Genomic DNA, 18,158 nt, shown 5'->3' with positions numbered 1-18,158 from the left:
CGCTTCGCATCGGCTTCATCGCGCGAAGCTCCCCTCGATGCGTCCGCTTTAACATAAGCTAACGGGCAGCAAACTCGTTCCAGTCAGAACTGATAGGGGGCAGTGCGAAATTCGATTAAACAAGGTCAGGCAGTGCTGCTGTCGGATCATAGGGGGACGTCTTGAGCCGCCGTATTGAAGTCGCCGGTCGTAGGATCGTTCACTTCGCCCGATAGAGCCGAAGATAGCCCGGCGAGTACATCGCCGCATTCTTGAGCGCTTCGAGATCTCTGATCGTCAGGGTCCGGTCCTTCAGGACGATCAGGCCGGACGCGCGCAATTCCTGGATCGTGCGGTTGGCATGAACCACCGACAGGCCGGTCGCGTCGGCCAGATCGGTCTGGGTCACCGGAAGCGCGCAGGAATTGCCGTCGACGAGGCCCACGGGGCGAAGCCGTTCGAAGATTTCGCAGAACAGATGGGCTACCCGCTCGAAGGCTGCCCGCCGGCCGAGGTTGATGACCCACTCGCGCTGGATCGCGCTGTTCAGCAGCGTCTCGCACATGAAGGCTTCGGCCAGCGTACGGTGAGCCGCCATCAGCAGTTCGAAGCGCGCGCGCTTGATCTCGGCATAGGCAACCGGCGTCGCCGTCGTAATCGCATGATCCATGGTGGACAGCAGATAGGCGTGGGCGTCGCAGGTCTCGCCCGGCAGGATGAAATTGACGATCTGCCGACGTCCGTCCTCCAGCGTCTTGTGGCGGAACATCCAGCCCGAGAGAACGAGGCGGACGCTGTCGACGGGATCGCCTTCGGCGATCAGGTCCTCGCCCGGCCCGGCACGCAACAAACCCTCGAGAATGGCATGTTCCAGCGCAGCGGCGTCCTCGTCGGACAGCGGGCGCAAGGCGTTGAAGCGGCGGAGGACCGCCTGCGCCACACCGCCATCGGTCCCGTGAGAGCGCATCATTCCTCCAGCGACGGCGTATGGAAGGTGCGCCTCGTCAGGGGGATCGCGATCAAGCACATGAGGCCGGACGCGTTGAACGACATGGTCGTCTGCCCCTTCAACTCGAACGCAAGGGTGCGTTCCAGAAGCTCGGTGCCAAAACCCTTGCGCGGCGGTGGTGTCACCGCCGGACCGCCGCGCTCACGCCATTCGAACAGCAGTTGCGGGAGCTCGACCGCCCCGTCGATACGCCACGAGATTTCGAGCCGACCGCCCGGTTGACTCAACGCGCCGTATTTGAGCGCATTGGTCGCAAGCTCGTGGATTGCGAGCGCAAACGTCTCCGCTGCCTTCGGCTGGAAACGGACCGCCGGCCCGGACGCGCGAACCTGCTCGCCCTCGTGGGCATTATAGGCCAGCAGCTCCTCGATCACCAGATATTCGAGATCGACGCCGCCCTCCGGATCCCGCGTCACGAGCGCCTGGGTGCGCGCGAAGGCATTGAGGCGCCCGTCGAGATGGGCGGAATATTCCTCGACCGTGGAGCTCGTCTCCGCGGAGCGGCGCGCGATCGACCGCACCACGCCCAGCGTATTGCGAACGCGGTGCTGAAGCTCGGCGAGGAGAAGGCGCTGCCGCTCCTCTGCGCGTGTGATCGCGGTGACATCGATGAAGTTGATCACGACGCCGGCGATGAAATTGTCGATGCTGCGATAGGGCAGGATGCGGACGATGTAGCGCGTGCCGCTGTCGGGCGCGGTCAGCTCGCGCTCGGCGCTGGCGAGCGTGCGCAGGACGCGGCGCACGTCGTCGTAGAGCTCCTCGATCGGAATGCGGGCCTTGATGTGGGCGATCGGGCGGCCGACATCGGTCTCGACCAGGTGCAGGATGTGCGTGATCGCGGGGGTGAAGTTCATCACGCGCAGATCGTTGTCGAGGAAGACGGTCGCGATCTGCGTGCTTTCGAGGAAGTTCTTGAGGTCGCTGGTGGCGCGGGTCAGCTCCTGAACCCGGTGCGCCAGTTCGCCGTTGACGGTGGTCAGTTCCTCGTTGACCGATTGCAGCTCCTCGCGCGAGGTCTCCAGCTCCTCGTTGGCGGATTGCAGCTCTTCATTGAGCGACTGATATTCCTCGTTCGAGGATTTCAGCTCTTCGTTGGTGCTTTCGAGCTCTTCGATCGTCGCCTGGAGGCGTTCGCGGGTCGCCCGCAATTCGCCCTCGAGACGTTCGACATGCTCGGTCCGCACCAGCGCGCCGGGATTGTTCTCGGGGACATCGGCGGCGCGCGCCGGTCCGTCCTTGAACAGGACGATGAAGTTGCGATGGCCGCCGGCGCCCTCCAGGATCGGCTCGACGGTGATGTCGACGAGCACGCGATGGCCGTTGACGTCGAGCTGAACCTGCTCGGCATGGGCGGATTCGTTGGTCTCCGAGGCGCGGGAGAGGGCAGTGCGCAATTCCAGCCTGAGATCGCGATGCACCAGCTGGAGCAGGTCGAGCGAGGCCGCCCCCGCGGTCGGCTCGATGTAGCGTCCGGTGCGGCCGGAGAAGTGCAGGATCTGGAAATTGTCGTCCGTAATCACGTAAGCTGGCGCATAGCGCTCGGCGATGCGCTGGGCGCGGCGTTCGAGGCCGACGTCCGGCCCGAACGAGCGAACCGGCGGCACCTCGACCGGCGTACGCCCGGCCGAGGTCGAGATCGGAAATTCCGGCGGCAGCCGCGTGCCGGTATCGAGCTTCCTGAAGATGCGGGCGCGGCGATCGATCGGCGCAAACAGCTTCGGGTGCCGGGTCACGTTCTCGGAGTTGCCGAGGAACAGGAAGCGCTCGGGCAGCAGCGCGAAATGGAACAGCGGGATGACCCGGTTCTGAAGCTCTGCGTTGAGGTAGATCAGCAGGTTGCGGCAGGAGACGAGATCGAGCTTGGAGAACGGGGCATCCTTGATCACGTTGTGCTGGGAGAAGATGCACATCTCCCGCAATTCCTTCACCACGCAATAGGTGTCGCCCTCGCGCACGAACCAGCGCGCCAGGCGCTCGGGAGACATGTCCTGCTCGATATTGGTGCGGTAGCGCCCGACGCGGGCGGTTGCGAGCGCGCGGCCGTCGATGTCGGTCGCGAAGATCTGGACCTGAGGAGTGGAGTCGAGCGTGGCCATGTGTTCGCGCAGCAGGATGCCGATCGAATAGGCCTCCTCGCCGGTGGCGCAGCCCAGCACCCAGACGCGAACCTGCTGGCCGTTTGCCTTGCCCTCGAAGATCTTCGGGATGATCTGCGTCTCGAACACTTCGAACTCGCGCTTGTCGCGGAAGAACTCGGTGACGCCGATCAGAAGATCGTTGAAGAGATTCTGGGCCTCGTCCTTGTCGGTGCGCAGGAAGTCGACATAGGCGGTGATCTCTTCGATCTGCACGACCTGCATGCGCCGCTGCACGCGGCGCAGGAAGGTGTTCTGCTTGTAGCCGTGGAAATCGTTGCCGGTCTTGTTGCGCAGAATGTCGGCGATGCGCGACAGCGAGCTCGCCGCCGCGGCCAGGACCTCGTCGAATCCCTGCTTCTCTTCGAGCCGCCGGAGATGGCGGGCATAGACCTGGATGTGCTCCGGGATGTCCTCGGGCGGCAGGACGTAATCTGCGATCGCCGCCGGTCTGCTGCTGTCGACCAGATGGTCGGACGATTCGTCGCCAGCCAATCTTTCCGCAATGGCGAGGCCGCCGTGGTCCTTCAGCGTGGCCGCGCCGAGCGTGCCGTCGCCGCCGGTCCCGTTCAAGAGAACGCCGATGGATTGCTCGGCACGCTCTTCGGCGAGCGACACCAGGAAGCTGTCGATGGTGGCCCGCTCGCCCGGGCCCTGTTCGGCCTTGCGAACCGCAAAGCGCCCGTCCTGGATCGTGGTGATCTTGGCCGCGGGACTGAGATAGATGACGCCGCCTTCGACCGCCATCGCATCGTGGATGTCGGCAAGACGCGCGCCATCGGCGCGCTGGACGAGGCCGCGCAACCGCCCGTCGCCGAGCGCCTCGGCATTTTGGAGGACCAGGACGACGGCCTGGTCGTCGCCCAATGTCAGCTTGGCGAAGAACCGCTCGATGCTGTCGATTGCACCGGCCGATGCCCCCACGCCGATGACCAACGGGGCCTTGGCTTGAGGCTCCGGCTCCCCCGCCGTCTTGCCGACTTCGTCCATGATCGCCGCTACTCTCGTTGCCCGGGACCAACGGATTCCGGTTTCTGCAAATAGCAGAAATCGATGTTATCCCAACAGCTAAAAGCGGGAAACGTTCGGCGTTGGCCGAGAGCCCGGATCCGGGAAGGCGTGGGCCTCGGCAGGGCAGCGTGGACCATGGCCCGCGCTAGGTGATCGGCGGCACCGGATCAACCTCCTCCCGGAGGTAATTCACCCTCTGAATGATCAGGGTGCGATGCCGCTCCCATTCCACCAGGGTCTGCTTGAGCAGCTCCACCAGCCGTTCCGCCTGCCGGCAATCGTATCCGCCGGCCTGCAACTCCCGCACCCGATCCTCTTGCCTGCGGACGCGCTGCAAGCCTTCCTCGATGTCGAGATCGGCTTTCTTCAGAAGCCGCTGCTCGTCGCGGAGTTGCCGGGTACGCTCGGTAAGGGATGCTGCCATGGCGGCGCTTCTCACTTCCCTCGCTGGATGGGAGGATCGAGCGATTGTAACACGACGCGCCGGATCATGTCGGCATATTCGCGATACTCGGCCGCGCGCTGCTGGTACATTTCGGCCACTGCCGGCCTGCCGCTGCGGCGGCCGTCCGCGGCCATGCGCTGCACCAGCTCGGCCCGCTCCTCGATGATCCGGAGCGCGACGCGCAGGGCTTCGTCGACTTGTCCTTCCTGCTCCTTGGCGAGCGCATCGGCCGTGTAGGCGTGGCCGACTTGGCAGCGAAACCTCATGGGACGCGCTTCCTTCACCTGAGAGAGAACCCCGCCGCAACCGGGGCAGGTCAGCGCCGCCGGATCGGCGATGTCTGCCAGGATCGCGGAGCCAATTCTTTCACCCGCGGCGATCTCCACCTCCAGGCGGATATCCGGGGCGATCGGAGGCGCGAGGCCCGGCGGTTCCCGGGCGAGATCGGAGAGGACGTCGCCGAGCCGCGCGGCGGGCACGCAAAGATCGGCCGTGGTCGCTTCCAGGGCGCGCTGCGGCATCTCCGCCGCGATCGCCTCCACTGGATCCTGCACGATCGCGATCCCGCCGCAGCGCTTGATCGCGTTGAGGCCGGCTGCGCCGTCCGAAAGCAATCCACTCAGCACCACTCCGATCACGCGTGGGCCGTGGTGGAGCGCGGCCGAGCGGAACAGCGGGTCAATCGCCGGCCGCACCATGTTCTCGCGCGGGCCGCGCCCGAGCCGAATACGATCGCCTGACAGCAGCAAATGATGGTCGGGAGCGCCGAGATAGACGTGGCCGCGCTCGAACTTCATGCCGTCGACGGCCTGATGCACCGGGAGCCTGCCGGCGGAAGCGGCGACAGTGGACAGGATACCGATGCCCTGCATGGGAAGGTGGAGGACGATAAAGACGGCTGCCGGAACATTCGGATGCAAACCCGCCAGAATCTGCTTCAGCGGCGCCGTTGCCCCGGAGGAGCCGCCGATGACGATGATGTCGCGGTTGCTCATGGAACCCGCCATTCAATGCTTCGTTTGCACCAAGACGGCCTTGAGGCCTATGTTCCTATCCGTGCTGGAGGAAACATGGCGCTATCGCCAACATTGTCGCGCAGGCATGCCCCCTTGTCGGGACGTCGCATCCTCGTGGTCGAGGACGAGTATTTCCTGGCCGACGACATCAGCCGTGCGCTGCGGTCGGCGGGTGCGGAAATTGCCGGTCCGGTCGGCGAGCTCGACGATGCGCTCCCGATCATCAACGACGGCGGTATTCTCGACGGCGCAGTGCTCGACGTGAACATTCGCAGCGAGATGGTTTTCCCGATTGCGCAGGAGCTCAGGGCGCGCCAGGTGCCGTTCGTATTCACGACCGGCTACGACAGGGTCAGCATTGCTCCGCAATTTCACGATGTGGTGCTGTTGGAAAAGCCGATCGACATCGCCGCGATGGTCCGCGGCCTGGCCGGGCTGATCGGGAAGCCGAAGGCGTGAGCCAGCGTCGCGCCTGGCGCAGCCCGCACACGATCCGAGTGAGGTTCGAATGATCTACACCGTCCGCGCGGACGACGCGCAGCTCCTGGCCTTTTCGCGCGAACTGGTTCGCGATGCCCTCGAGATACTGCGCAACAGCGAGCACATCGCAAGGGCGCAGCGTGTCCGCGATGAACTGGTTGGGGTTGAACCGGTTCGCGGGCAGGGCGATCCAGCCTGAAGCGCGATGTGAAGCGTCATCGCGCTTCAGTTGTTGTTTGAGCATGATCCACTCGGAAAACCGCTTCGCACTTTTCCGGATCATGCTTAGAGCAGGCGGCTCCAGGTCAGCCACATGGCCACGGCAATGCAGAGAGCTATCCCTAGATAGGGCAAGGCTTGCAACAAGCCTTGCGACACGGCTTGGCGCAACGAGGAGTCCGTCAAGCCACCATCATCCATATGATCGCTCCCAGCATCACCAGGAAACCCAGCATCGCTGTCGCGATGAAAGCCCGTTCGACCCGATCCATCGTCATCGTGTTGCCCTCATCCCGGACACGATTTTGACGTTTTGCCGCGCGGTGCGCATTAGGCTATGTGAATCGCTCGTCGCTTTCTGAGCGGGCCGGCCCTGCGTCCAAGCGAAGCTGGGCTTACGGCGCCACTGCAGCCGGAGGGGTCGTGCCGGCGTTCGGCACCGTGGCCGGCCAGGGGCTGATCGGGCTGAGCGCCGACAACGCGCAGGATGACTTGAGCTGCGTCCACGCCGGCGCGAGGCCCGTCAGGTCGATGTCGAATTTCGTCATGTCCGTCTTGTCGTCGGGCATCGTCGTGGTTTCGCGGACATGGAGGGAGCGGGAGGCCAGGATCGCCTTGACCATGTCGGCATCGATGCTGCCACGCCAGACCTCGTACTTGCCCGATCGCAGCGGTGGCCCTCCGGCCTCCTTGTCCGCGGCGGCGTCCGCCGTCATCAGGATCGTGCTCTTGCCGCTGGAGGCCTCGTCGATCTCGGCTGCGAACCACAGCGGCACGCGCGCCCTGCTTTCGCACGACAGGCGCCACTCCATGGTCCGGAACGAAGAGTCGTTCTTCTTCAGCACCGCGATCTTGCGGACGAACGGTCGTGCGTCCTTCTCCAGTTTCCACATCGTCTCGGCGAGCGGTCGCGTGTCGATCCCGAAACGATAGAGCTCGGCCCGGGTCAGCACGTGAAGGTTCTCGAACTTCACGGTCTGGATGAGAGCATCGAGCTCGCGGCTGATCCCCATCGACGCGATGAACGCAATGCGGTCGCGCTCGGCGCTCGCAATTCGGCGCTGCCTCGCCTCGGCGACGATCTGCGGCGGAGGATTTCCCCGAAAGCGCAGCACCAGCCTGGAATTATGGACCGCCACCACGGCGTCGGGGGCCACCTCGCGGGATGTCGCTCCGAGGAAGAGGTAACCGCAGGCCGAGTTGCACATGGCCTTGCGGGTGGTGAGCTCTGCCTCGACCTCGCCGCTCGCGTTTTTCACCTTCAGGCAGGCGGCATCCACCTGCGTGTCTGCGGCGCATGCCGTCACAAGGGTGCGGCCGACCCTGGCGATCGCCTTGCGGCTGCGCAGCAAGCGTGCGATCGCGTAGGACTGCTCCACGTTCCCGCCGGGTGAATAGAGATAGATCGGGCGCTGCGTGTCCTTGACGGCGGCGAGGAAGCGGCGAATGCGTGGGGCGGCGTCCGCATCGATCTCGCCTTCGATGGCGATCCAGCGATCGCAGCCCGGCCCGCACGCATCGGCCGTCCCCTTGGCAAGATAGATCGTCAGCTTGGACGCAAATCCGGCTTTCTCCGACGCCGTTTCGGCGCGCAATGCGCCGGGAAGCGACAGCGCGGCGACGACAAGCAGGATACGGACGAGCATGAAACGATCGACTATGCGGTGATGCCGGTCCTGACGCTATACGACGCTTTCCGATTGCACAACTTGCGGTGGCGCTCCGATTGGCGTTTATTTCCGCAGGCCGCAGGTCACGCCACCGGATCCTCGTGAGCAGCAGCGGAGCGGTTTCGATAGTGCGGCGCCGATCGCGCGGGAGCGTCGTCCGATGCTGCGGCGGGACTTTTCGCGTTGATGCTGACTGGCGCAGACCCGGCATCGCGCCGGGCGACGGCCCAGATCAGCAAACCGAGAAGCGCCAGTACAGCGCCGACGGGACCGGTGGAGGTCCAGCCCAACCCCGCACGGATCGCAAGGCCGCCGAGGAAAGGGCCGAGCGCGTTGGCGGTGTTGAAGGCCGAATGGTTCAGCGCGGCCGCGAGCGCCTGCGCGTCGCCGGCGACGTCCATCAGCCGCGTCTGGAGGATCGCGCCGAGCGAGACGCTGGCGCCGATGGCGAAGACGTCTGCGGCCAGGAGCCAGGGATTGGGGGCGGCGAGCGGGAAGAGCAGCAGCGCGACCGCGGCAAACAGCAGGATGACGCCCGCCGTCGGCATCAAGGCGCGGTCGGCAAAGCGCGGCACGAACAGATTGCCGAGCGTGGCGCCGACACCGAATATGGCGAGGAAGAACGGAATGGTCGTGGCACTGACCTTGGTGACCTCGATCAGCGTCGTCGCAAGATAGGTGTAGACGGCGAACATGCCGCCGAAGCCGATGGCGCCGATCGCCAGCGTGATCCAGACGCGGCCGCTTCCGAGGGCGGCGAGCTCGCGTAGCGGATCGGACCTGCCCGCCCGGTCACGCGGCGCGAACAGGGCGCACAGCAGCACCGTGAGCAGCGCCAGCACCGACACGAGACCGAAACTCGCGCGCCAGCCGACCGCCTGGCCGATCAGATTGGCCAGCGGCACGCCGATGATGGTGGCGCAGGTCAGGCCAAGCATGACCTGGCCGATCGCCTGCGAGCGCCGCTGTTGCGGAACAAGCGAAGCCGCGACCAGCGCGGCGATGCCGAAATAGGCGCCGTGTGGCAGCCCCGAGAGGAAGCGTGCCGCGATCATCCAGCCGAAGCCGGGTGCGAGCGCAGTGAGCGCGTTGCCGAGCGCAAACACGGCCATCAGAGCGAGCAGCTGCGTGCGCCGCGCGAACCGCGCACCGAGCACCGCGATCAGCGGCGCGCCCAGCACGACGCCGAGTGCGTAAGCACTGATCGCGTGCCCTGCGGTCGGCTCGTCGACGTGGAGGTCGGCGGCGAAGAACGGCAGCAGGCTCATCGACGCGAATTCGGTGGTCCCGATCGCAAAGCCGCCCATCGCGAGCGAGATCAGGACGATGGCGAGGTGAGGGGGATTAGCGCGGGGCGAGGTCGCGTGAGGCGAGATCGTCATGAGTCCTGCATCGGTGGCGTCAATGGGAACCAGCCCAGCGAACGTCGCCATCCCTGCAAGATTTCTCCGTCGTACTTAAACCCGGATCAGTCTGCGTCAACACTTAAGGCCGAGCGCACGGCAAGCCGCATATCAGCGTCCCGATTTGCGTGTGCCGAGAGCTAGCCGGGACGCTTCGACCGCGGAGCAGGTCTCCGCTGCGAAAAGTAGGGATTCGCGACGCAGCTCGCCGAACGCCCGACGGCGAGAAATCTGCATTGCTCGAGCGAGGTGTAGCGGCAATCGAAATAGCCCACCTGGCCGTAGATCTGCATGCAGACGGGATAGCTGGGATCGTAGGTCTGTGCGCGCGCCTGCGCACTCACGAAGAGTGTGCCGGTCGCAACAAGCGCAAGCCAGGCGCCGCGCATCTCAGCGCGACAACAAATAGCCCTGCGCCAGCGTGCGCGGACGATTCTGATAGGCGTAGGGATCATCACTCTGGCCCCCGAAATAGGGATTGGCGATGCAGGTCAGCGCGCGGCCCGATGCGCTCGCCTGACACTGCGCGTAGGTATCGAACCTGCAATTGCTCAGTCCCGGCCATTCATCGCCCGTGAGGCAGAATGCGTGATGCGTACCGAATGCGCGTGCAGGCGTGCTTGCGTTCAGCGTGAGCGTGAATGTGGCGATTGCGAGCGAAAGTGTGGCGACAATGGGGAGAGTAATTCGTGCGCGCATTTGAAATCTCCAATCACACAATTGTGCGCGCGACGATGTTACGCGCGCGTGCAGTTTATCTCGTCTCGTCGACATTGGAACTCTCGAAAACACTTGTTTCAAAGGGTTTCCAGTGCGCTCTGATAAATCTTCATTAATGAAGCGCGGGCCTTTGGCGTGAACTGTTGCGTCGAGGTTACAGCAATTCCATCGATCGCTGTTATGACCACGACACGGCCAGGGGGCCTAACGACGAAACTGGAACGGGATTGAAATGAAGAAGAATTTGTTGCTTGCCGCTGTGAGCCTCGTCGCGCTCAGCGCAGCTGCACCGGCGCTGGCTGCCGATCTCGCGGCGCGTCCGTACACCAAGGCGCCGCCTGCCGCGATCGCTACGATCTACGACTGGAGCGGCTTCTACATCGGCATCAACGGCGGCGGTGGTTCGTCGCACGCGACCTGGGATTTCGTTGGCGTTGGTCGCGAAGGCTCGCACGATGCGACCGGCGGCACGGTCGGTGGCCAGATCGGCTATCGCTGGCAGTCGGGCCAGTGGGTGTTCGGCGTTGAAGGCCAGGGCAACTGGGCCGACTTCTCGGGCGACAATCAGAGCGCGCTGTTCGCCACCCGCAACCGCACCAAGATCGACGCGTTCGGTCTGATCACCGGCCAGGTCGGCTACGCCTGGAACAACGTCCTGATCTACGTCAAGGGCGGTGCCGCTGTGGTCAGCGACAAGTACGAGATCTCCAGCACGGCCGGTGCGCTCCTCTCCTCGACCAGCGACACCCGTTGGGGTGGCACGGTCGGTGCCGGCCTCGAGTACGGCTTTGCGCCGAACTGGTCGGTTGGCGTCGAGTACAACCACATCTTCCTGTCGGACAAGGACGTCACCTTTGCTGGCTTCGCCGGCACCGAGCGCATCCGTCAGGACGTCGACATGGGCCTCGTCCGCCTGAACTACAAGTTCGGCGGCCCGATCCTCGGCCGTTACTGATACCGATCGCTTCGCAAGAAGCGGTTGTCGAAAGCCCCGGCCGTCGGCCGGGGCTTTTTTGTTGCGTGAATTCAGCGAGTTAACCATCGCATTTCGAGGTCGCCGAGACCGCTTGACTCCCGTGAACGAAACGAGAACAATGTTCTTCATACGTTCTAGCAAAGGAGCGAGACCATGTTCAGGATTTTCGTGGAAGAGGCGGCTGCACTGGCGTCCATCACGCTGTTCGTCGGGATGATCGCGATCTGGGCCCAGGTCATACCGCAGCTCTGATTCCGCAGCTCCAGGACAGGCTCGGCTGGGGAAAAGCGGGACGACGCGGCGAAGCGGCCGCTCCGGCGTGGACTCTGAGGCTGTGAGACCCCACCATTGCGATGCGAGTCGGCCGCACGGGTGCATGATGCCTTGAGGAGCCGGCGACCGCTCCATCTCATCTGCAAGAGGCCGTCACGCGACCATGCCGAGCGCCGGATTTGTCCACCTTCACGTTCACTCGGCCTATTCGCTGCTCAAGGGCTCGATCAAGATCGCCAAGCTCGCCGAGCTTGCCAAGAAAGACCACCAGCCCGCGCTGGCGCTGACCGACACCGACAATCTGTTCGGTGCGCTGGAGTTCTCCGACAAGATGGCGGGCTCCGGCATCCAGCCGATCGTCGGCTGCGAGCTTGCGATCGATTTCGGCGATCAGGACCCGAACGCGCGCAACGCGATGGGGCCCTCGCGCGTGGTGCTTTTGGCCGCGCAGGAGCGCGGCTATCGCAGCCTGATGCGGCTGAATTCACGGGCGTTCCTGGAAACACCCGACAGCCATGCCCCGTTCATCAAGTTCGACTGGTTCGACGGCGAGACCGAGGGGCTGATCGCGCTCACGGGCGGTCCGGACGGGCCGATCTCGCTGGCGCTCGCCGGCGGTATGGCCGAGCTTGCAGCTGCGCGCTGCGAGCGTCTGGCGGGCCTGTTCGGCGACCGGCTCTACATCGAGCTGCAGCGCCACAACATCGACAAGGAGCGGCGCGTCGAAAGCGGCTTGATCGACATCGCCTATGCGAAGGGCCTGCCGCTGGTCGCGACCAACGAGCCGTACTTCGCTTCGACCGACGATTACGAGGCGCATGACGCACTGCTGTGCATCGCCGGCGGCCGGCTGATCGCCGAGACCGATCGCGTGCAGCTCACGCCCGATCACCGCTTCAAGACCCGCGCCGAGATGGCGGTGCTGTTCGCCGACATTCCGGAGGCGCTGGCCTCCACGGTCGAGATCGCGGAGCGCTGCTCGTTCCGCCCGATGACGCGCAAGCCGATCCTGCCGTTCTTTACGGTCGGCGCCGCGGCGAGCTCGGACGCCGCATCGGTCGAGGCCGCCGAGTTGAAGCGGCAGGCGGAGGAGGGGCTTGCCAACCGTCTGCGCGTCCACGGCCTGTCGCAGGGCACGACGGACGAAGACTACAACAAGCGCCTGGCGTTCGAGCTCGACGTCATCATGCGCATGAAGTACGCGGGCTACTTCCTGATCGTGTCCGACTTCATCAAATGGGCCAAGGCGCACGGCATCCCGGTCGGGCCGGGCCGCGGCTCCGGCGCAGGCTCGCTGGTGGCGTGGGCGCTGACCATCACCGACCTCGACCCGATCAAGTTCGGCCTGCTGTTCGAGCGCTTCCTCAACCCGGAACGCGTCTCGATGCCGGACTTCGACATCGACTTCTGCCAGGACCGCCGCGGTGAGGTGATCAAGTACGTGCAGGATCGCTACGGCCGCGACCAGGTCGCGCAGATCATCACCTTCGGTACGCTGCAGGCGCGCGGCGTGCTGCGCGACGTCGGGCGCGTGCTGCAGATGCCCTACGGCCAGGTCGACAAGCTGACGAAGCTGGTGCCGCAGAATCCGGCCGCGCCGGTGACGCTGGCGGCTGCGATCGAGAGCGAGCCGAAGCTGCAGGCGTTCCGCGACGAAGACCCGGTGGTGGCGCGCGCCTTCGACATCGCGCAGCGCCTCGAAGGCCTGACCCGCCACGCCTCGACGCACGCGGCCGGCATCGTGATCGGCGATCGCCCGCTCAGCGAGCTCGTGCCGATGTACCGCGATCCGAAGTCGGATATGCCGGTGACCCAGTTCAACATGAAATGGGTCGAGCCCGCGGGCCTCGTGAAGTTCGACTTCCTCGGCCTGAAGACGCTGACCGTGCTCGACGTCGCGTGCAAACTGCTCAAGCCGCGCGACATCCATGTCGACCTGGCGACGCTGCCGATCGACGATGCCGAAAGCTACCAGATGCTGGCGCGCGGCGAGGTGGTCGGCGTGTTCCAGGTTGAAAGTCAGGGCATGCGGCGCGCGCTGGTCGACATGCGCCCCGACCGCTTCGAGGACATCATCGCGCTGGTCGCGCTCTATCGCCCGGGCCCGATGGCGAACATCCCGACCTATTGCGCGCGCAAGCACGGCGACGAGGAGCCGGAATATCTGCATCCCGTGCTCGAGCCGATCCTGAAGGAGACCTTCGGCGTCATCATCTACCAGGAACAGGTGATGCAGATCGCGCAGGTGATGTCGGGCTATTCGCTCGGCGACGCCGACCTCTTGCGCCGCGCCATGGGCAAGAAGATCCGCGCCGAGATGGACAAGCAGCGCGACATCTTCGTCGCGGGCGCGGTGAAGAACGGCGTGCCGAAAGGGCAGGCCGAGACCATCTTCGAATTGCTCGCAAAATTCGCCGACTACGGCTTCAACAAGAGCCACGCGGCGGCCTATGCGCTGGTGTCCTACCACACCGCCTACATGAAGGCGCATTATCCGGTGGAGTTCATCGCGGCGTCGATGACGCTCGATCTCAACAACACGGACAAGCTCTCCGAATTCCGCTCCGAGGCGCAGCGCCTCGGCATCAAGGTCGAGCCGCCGAACATCAACCGCTCGGGCGCAACCTTCGAGGTCGGCGACAAGGTCATCTACTACGCGCTCGCTGCGCTGAAGGGCGTTGGCATCCAGGCGATCGAGCAGATCATCGAGGAGCGGACGAAGCGTGGGGTGTTCACCTCGCTCGCCGATTTCGCTGCGCGCGTCAATCCGCGTGCGATCAACAAGCGCATCATCGAAAGCCTCGCTGCCGCCGGCGCCTTCGACACGCTGGAGCCGAACCGCGCCCGCGTCTTCGCCGGGGCGGACTCGATCCTGGCCGCCTGCCAGCGCGCGCATCAGGCCGAGACCATCGGCCAGAACGACATGTTCGGCATGTCTGCGGATGCGCCGACGATCATGCTGCCGCAGATCGAGCCGTGGCTGCCGGCCGAACGGCTGCGCCGCGAATATGATGCGATCGGCTTCTTCCTGTCGGGCCATCCGCTCGACGATTATGCCACCGTGCTGAAGCGGCTGCGCGTGCAGAGCTGGGCTGAATTCTCGCGCGCGGTGAAGACCGGCGCCACCGCCGGAAAGGTTGCGGCCACAGTGGTGTCGCGTATGGAGCGCCGCACCAAGACCGGCAACAAGATGGGCATCATGGGCCTGTCGGATCCGACCGGTCATTTCGAGGCGGTGCTGTTCTCCGAAGGGCTCGCGCAATATCGTGACGTGCTGGAGCCGGGCGCCGCCGTACTGCTCCAGCTCGGTGCCGAGCTCCAGGGCGAGGACGTCCGCGCGCGCGTGCTGCATGCCGAGCCGCTCGACGATGCCGCGGCCAAGACGCAGAAAGGCCTGCGCATCTTCCTGCGCGACACCAAGCCGCTGGACTCGATCGCCAAGCGCCTCGCCGGCCCCGATGCAGCTGCGTCGAACGGCGCCGCGCCAAAGGTCGGCAGTCCGGGGATTGCGCCGCGCTCCAACGGCGATGGCGAAGTCTCGCTGGTGTTGATGCTCGACCTCGAGACCGAGGTGGAGATGAAGCTGCCCGGCCGTTTCAAGGTCTCGCCGCAGATCGCCGGCGCGATCAAGGCGGTCGCCGGCGTCGTGGACGTGCAGCAGCTGTAGAGCGCGATGAGATTTGGAAGAATCGTCGTCGTGCCTTGGATCGTTATTGGACCATGATCTCCGTACAAACGCGTGCCGCTTTTTGTCGCGAGGGAAAATTGCTGCGTTTTTTTCGGATCAGGCCCTAGCAGCCGGTCGCGAATATATGCGGGCGAGCGCAGGTCTGCGCAGTCGCTGCGCGTGAGGCGAGCGGTCGCTTCGGCTTAGCAGCATGGTTCGCGCGGTGCAGCAATCATAAGTTGCGTCAATTATAATTGGTGATTTCTTCATATCGGCGCACCTATCATCGCGATGCTTCCATTCGTCCACCTGACCTGGGGAAACATCACATGTGTGACAAGTGCTCTGAATCTCTGCATCATCAATCTCTGCATGAAGACATCGCGCCGTCACGGCGGTCCGCGATGCTGTTTGGCGCCGCTGCGTTTGGCATGGCTTTCGCCGGCGGAGCTTTCGCCAACCGCGCCTTGGCCAAGGAAACCAAGCAGCCACCCAAGCCGCAGAACGTGCTGGCGCCCGACGCGGCGCTGAAGCGGCTGATGGCGGGCAATGCGCGCTACGTCGAGGGCGTGTCGCGGCGCCACGATTTCAAGCATGAGCGCGAGGCGCTGGTTGGTGGCCAGAACCCGTTCGCGGCCGTTCTGAGCTGCGCCGACTCGCGCATCGCGCCGGAATATGCCTTCGACACGGGGCGCGGCGACCTCTTCGTCTGTCGCGTTGCGGGCAACTTTGCCGGGACCGAGACCATCGCGAGCATGGAATATGCGGTGGCGGTGCTGAACACGCCGCTGATCCTCGTGCTTGGCCATGATGCCTGCGGCGCGATTGATGCGACGCTGAAGGCGATCAAGGACAATACGTCGCCGCCGGGACACATTCCCTCGCTGATTGATGCGATCGCGCCCGCCGCAAAGGCTGCGATGCAGCAGGGCGGCGGGGATGTCCTCGACAAGGCGATCCGGCAGAACGTGATCGACAACGTCGCAAAGCTGAAATCAGCCGCGCCGATCCTCAACGGGGCCGTGGAGCAGGGCAAGCTCAAGGTCGTCGGCGGCATCTACCGGCTCACGACGGGAACGGTCGACCTGATCGCGCAGGGCTAATTAAGGCGCACTATCGGGCCTCGCGGCGTTCCATCGTCGCGAGGCTTACGCGGGTCTGACGCGGGCGCCGACGTTGACGCCTGACCTGCGGCGGGCGCCATGTCGCCGCCTCAATCCAAGCCTTTCGTTCAAGCGCCATTCAGCTGGCCGCGCGTCTGATGTGCGATGGCCACCTCAACGACAAAAGCGGGCACAAGCCATGCGTGGGACGCTCAAAGTCTTCATCTGCCTTCTCCTGCCGATCATGGTCCTTGCCGCTGGCGGTCCAGGGCCAGTGCGTGCGCAGCAGCAGGAAAAGCGCATCGCGCTCGTTGTCGGCAACGGCGCCTATGCCAAGTCGCCGTTGGCAACCACTGCGAACGATGCCGGCCTGATCGCGCAGACGCTGCAGGCGGCGGGCTTCGACGTCGTCGGCGCCCGTGATCTCGACGGCGACACGCTGCGCAAGAGCTTTCGCGATTTCGTCCAGAAGGCGCAGGCCTCGGGCCCGGGCACCGTCGCGATGGTCTATCTCGCCGGCTACGGCGTGCAGCTCGCCGGCGAGAATTATTTCATCCCGGTCGATTCCAACATCACGCGCGATACCGACATTCCGACTGAGGCCTTGCGCATCAGCGACTATGCGCGTCAGCTTGCGGCCATTCCGCTCAAGGCCAACATCGTCGTGCTCGACGCAGCCCGCGCGCAGCCCTTCATCGAGGGCGGCCAGCCGATCGCGAGCGGGCTGGCGCTGGTCGAGCCCGATCCGAACATGCTGATCGCGTTCAACGCCGCGCCCGGCACGGTGGCGCCGGAGGAGCCGGGACCCTATGGCATCTACGCGCAATCGCTCGCCGAGATGATCCGCACCGGCGGCTTGGCGCTGCCCGACGTCTTCGACCGTGTCCGCCTGCGCGTCAACGAGGCCAGCAAGGGGGCGCAGGTGCCCTGGAACGAGCAGAAGATCTCGGCGCCGTTCTCCTTCTTCGAGCGCGGGCCCGACGCGCCGCCGCCGGAGACGGCACCGGACCAGGTCGCTGCGATCCGGAGCAAGCCGATCCGCGATCTCGGTGCGCAGGATGCCTATGCCGCCGCGCTCTCGCGCGACACGATGCCGGCCTATGAGGAATTTCTCGCGGCCTATCCGAACGATCCGATGTCCAAGCGCGTGATGGTGATCGTCGCGGCGCGCCGCGAGGCGATCACCTGGCGACGCACGTATCGGACCGACACGCCGGACGCTTACTGGTCCTATCTGCGCCGCTATCCGCGCGGGCCTCATGCTGGCGACGCACGACGCAGGCTCGCGATCCTGACCGCGCCGCTCGAGCCGCCGCCGAGCTTTGCCATGCTGGATTACGACGTGCCGCCACCGCCGCCGGAGGAGGTGGTCTATGTCGATCGCCCGGTGCTGTATTTCAGCGACCCCGATTTCGGCTTCGCGCCGCCACCGCCGCCGCCGGTCTACTATCTGCCGCCGCCGCCGCCGGATTTCGTCGTGCTGCCGCCGCCGCTGCCCGTGGTCGGCCTGTTCGTGCTTCCGCAGCCGGTGTTCGTGCCGATCCCGGTGTTCGTGCGGCCGCCGGTCTATGTCGCGCCGCCGCCGAACAACATCATCTATCAGAACATCCATAACACCACGGTCATCAACACCGTGATCAATCAGGCGCCGGCACCGGCGCCTGCTGCCGGAGCCGGCGCAGGTCCGGCCAATCTGGCGCCGGCGGTTGCCGGTCGTGCCAACCCGGTGGCACCCGCCGTGCCGCAGGCGGTGATGCAGCGCGCCGCCCTGATTCAGCAGGGCAAGGCGCCATTGCCGCCGAGCGCGACGATCCAGCCGACGGCGAGGCCCGGGGCGCCGCCGGTGGCGCCGGCACATGTCGCCCCAAACGCCTTGCCGGGCGCCGCCGCACCAAGTGTGGCCCCGAACGCTGCACCACAGGCCAGGCTGCCCGCGGCCAACACGTTGCCGGTGCCAGGGGCCCATGGCGGTCCGCCTGCGCCGCCGGCCGGCGCTGGCCCGCTGCCGAACGGCAGGCCCGCGCCGACCGCCGTTGCGCCCGGCGCGCC

At 65.3% G+C, this 18,158-nt stretch carries 14 protein-coding genes; 6 read left to right on the top strand and 8 right to left on the bottom strand.

The features are described 5' to 3' along the window. Positions 1-199: 199 nt before the first annotated feature. The 4 genes from XH79_RS23915 to XH79_RS23900 form a co-directional block, all read right to left on the bottom strand. The gene (locus XH79_RS23915; protein ID WP_271583169.1) at positions 200-949 is read right to left on the bottom strand and encodes a Crp/Fnr family transcriptional regulator; all 750 of its coding nucleotides are present in this window, start codon (positions 947-949) and stop codon (positions 200-202) included. Further along, positions 946-4,116, bottom strand: a complete 3,171-nt coding sequence (locus XH79_RS23910; RefSeq protein ID WP_271583168.1) for a CheR family methyltransferase — start codon at positions 4,114-4,116, stop codon at positions 946-948. Before XH79_RS23910 ends, XH79_RS23915 begins: the two co-directional genes overlap by 4 nt. Before the next feature lie 166 nt (positions 4,117-4,282). After that, positions 4,283-4,561, bottom strand: coding sequence for a hypothetical protein (locus tag XH79_RS23905; protein ID WP_271583167.1), 279 nt, complete (start codon positions 4,559-4,561; stop codon positions 4,283-4,285). An 11-nt stretch (positions 4,562-4,572) separates the two neighbouring features. Then, the gene (locus XH79_RS23900; RefSeq protein WP_212336023.1) at positions 4,573-5,577 is read right to left on the bottom strand and encodes a chemotaxis protein CheB; all 1,005 of its coding nucleotides are present in this window, start codon (positions 5,575-5,577) and stop codon (positions 4,573-4,575) included. 75 nt (positions 5,578-5,652) lie between these two features. Here XH79_RS23900 and XH79_RS23895 point away from each other — a divergent pair, with 75 nt between their 5' ends. Both XH79_RS23895 and XH79_RS23890 read left to right on the top strand, forming a co-directional pair. Beyond that, positions 5,653-6,057, top strand: coding sequence for a response regulator (locus XH79_RS23895; RefSeq protein ID WP_271583339.1), 405 nt, complete (start codon positions 5,653-5,655; stop codon positions 6,055-6,057). A 49-nt stretch (positions 6,058-6,106) separates the two neighbouring features. Next, complete coding sequence (locus XH79_RS23890; protein WP_212336024.1) at positions 6,107-6,277, top strand: hypothetical protein; 171 nt, start codon at positions 6,107-6,109, stop codon at positions 6,275-6,277. 415 nt (positions 6,278-6,692) lie between these two features. Here the strand turns inward: XH79_RS23890 and XH79_RS23885 are convergent, their stop codons facing one another. The 4 genes from XH79_RS23885 to XH79_RS23870 form a co-directional block, all read right to left on the bottom strand. Then, on the bottom strand, positions 6,693-7,943 hold the full coding sequence (locus XH79_RS23885; protein WP_271583166.1) for a hypothetical protein: 1,251 nt from the start codon (positions 7,941-7,943) through the stop codon (positions 6,693-6,695). A gap of 107 nt (positions 7,944-8,050) precedes the next feature. Continuing rightward, the gene (locus XH79_RS23880; RefSeq protein ID WP_271583338.1) at positions 8,051-9,349 is read right to left on the bottom strand and encodes an MFS transporter; all 1,299 of its coding nucleotides are present in this window, start codon (positions 9,347-9,349) and stop codon (positions 8,051-8,053) included. A gap of 161 nt (positions 9,350-9,510) precedes the next feature. Further along, a complete protein-coding gene (locus XH79_RS23875) occupies positions 9,511-9,759 on the bottom strand; it encodes a DUF3551 domain-containing protein (protein ID WP_271583165.1) in 249 nt (82 codons plus the stop codon). Between the two features lies 1 nt (position 9,760). Further along, positions 9,761-10,069, bottom strand: coding sequence for a DUF3551 domain-containing protein (locus XH79_RS23870; RefSeq protein ID WP_271583164.1), 309 nt, complete (start codon positions 10,067-10,069; stop codon positions 9,761-9,763). A 253-nt stretch (positions 10,070-10,322) separates the two neighbouring features. Here XH79_RS23870 and XH79_RS23865 point away from each other — a divergent pair, with 253 nt between their 5' ends. The 4 genes from XH79_RS23865 to XH79_RS23850 all read left to right on the top strand — a co-directional run. Next, positions 10,323-11,045, top strand: coding sequence for an outer membrane protein (locus XH79_RS23865; protein ID WP_212336029.1), 723 nt, complete (start codon positions 10,323-10,325; stop codon positions 11,043-11,045). A gap of 457 nt (positions 11,046-11,502) precedes the next feature. Beyond that, positions 11,503-15,006 carry a DNA polymerase III subunit alpha gene (dnaE, locus tag XH79_RS23860; protein ID WP_271583163.1) on the top strand — a complete coding sequence of 1,168 codons (3,504 nt, stop codon included), beginning with the start codon at positions 11,503-11,505 and terminating at the stop codon, positions 15,004-15,006. Positions 15,007-15,335: 329 nt separating this feature from the next. Next, positions 15,336-16,109 carry a carbonic anhydrase gene (locus XH79_RS23855; RefSeq protein ID WP_212336031.1) on the top strand — a complete coding sequence of 258 codons (774 nt, stop codon included), beginning with the start codon at positions 15,336-15,338 and terminating at the stop codon, positions 16,107-16,109. Between the two features lie 199 nt (positions 16,110-16,308). Then, the coding region (locus tag XH79_RS23850; protein ID WP_271583162.1) for a caspase family protein at positions 16,309-18,158 on the top strand (1,850 nt) is incomplete at its 3' end.

The sequence above is a fragment of the Bradyrhizobium sp. CCBAU 45389 genome, assembly GCF_028128625.1.
In the GTDB taxonomy this organism is placed as follows: Bacteria; Pseudomonadota; Alphaproteobacteria; order Rhizobiales; family Xanthobacteraceae; genus Bradyrhizobium; species Bradyrhizobium liaoningense_B.
This window is presented reverse-complemented; position numbering and strand designations above follow the sequence as displayed.

Excerpts from the sequence above, each read along its gene's own strand:
- XH79_RS23915 (WP_271583169.1), bottom strand. The coding sequence starts at position 949 with ATGATGCGCTCTCACGGGACCGATGGCGGTGTGGCGCAGGCGGTCCTC.
- XH79_RS23910 (WP_271583168.1), bottom strand. The coding sequence starts at position 4,116 with ATGGACGAAGTCGGCAAGACGGCGGGGGAGCCGGAGCCTCAAGCCAAG.
- XH79_RS23905 (WP_271583167.1), bottom strand. The coding sequence starts at position 4,561 with ATGGCAGCATCCCTTACCGAGCGTACCCGGCAACTCCGCGACGAGCAG.
- XH79_RS23900 (WP_212336023.1), bottom strand. The coding sequence starts at position 5,577 with ATGAGCAACCGCGACATCATCGTCATCGGCGGCTCCTCCGGGGCAACG.
- XH79_RS23895 (WP_271583339.1), top strand. The coding sequence starts at position 5,653 with ATGGCGCTATCGCCAACATTGTCGCGCAGGCATGCCCCCTTGTCGGGA.
- XH79_RS23890 (WP_212336024.1), top strand. The coding sequence starts at position 6,107 with ATGATCTACACCGTCCGCGCGGACGACGCGCAGCTCCTGGCCTTTTCG.
- XH79_RS23885 (WP_271583166.1), bottom strand. The coding sequence starts at position 7,943 with ATGCTCGTCCGTATCCTGCTTGTCGTCGCCGCGCTGTCGCTTCCCGGC.
- XH79_RS23880 (WP_271583338.1), bottom strand. The coding sequence starts at position 9,349 with ATGACGATCTCGCCTCACGCGACCTCGCCCCGCGCTAATCCCCCTCAC.
- XH79_RS23875 (WP_271583165.1), bottom strand. The coding sequence starts at position 9,759 with ATGCGCGGCGCCTGGCTTGCGCTTGTTGCGACCGGCACACTCTTCGTG.
- XH79_RS23870 (WP_271583164.1), bottom strand. The coding sequence starts at position 10,069 with ATGCGCGCACGAATTACTCTCCCCATTGTCGCCACACTTTCGCTCGCA.
- XH79_RS23865 (WP_212336029.1), top strand. The coding sequence starts at position 10,323 with ATGAAGAAGAATTTGTTGCTTGCCGCTGTGAGCCTCGTCGCGCTCAGC.
- dnaE (WP_271583163.1), top strand. The coding sequence starts at position 11,503 with ATGCCGAGCGCCGGATTTGTCCACCTTCACGTTCACTCGGCCTATTCG.
- XH79_RS23855 (WP_212336031.1), top strand. The coding sequence starts at position 15,336 with ATGTGTGACAAGTGCTCTGAATCTCTGCATCATCAATCTCTGCATGAA.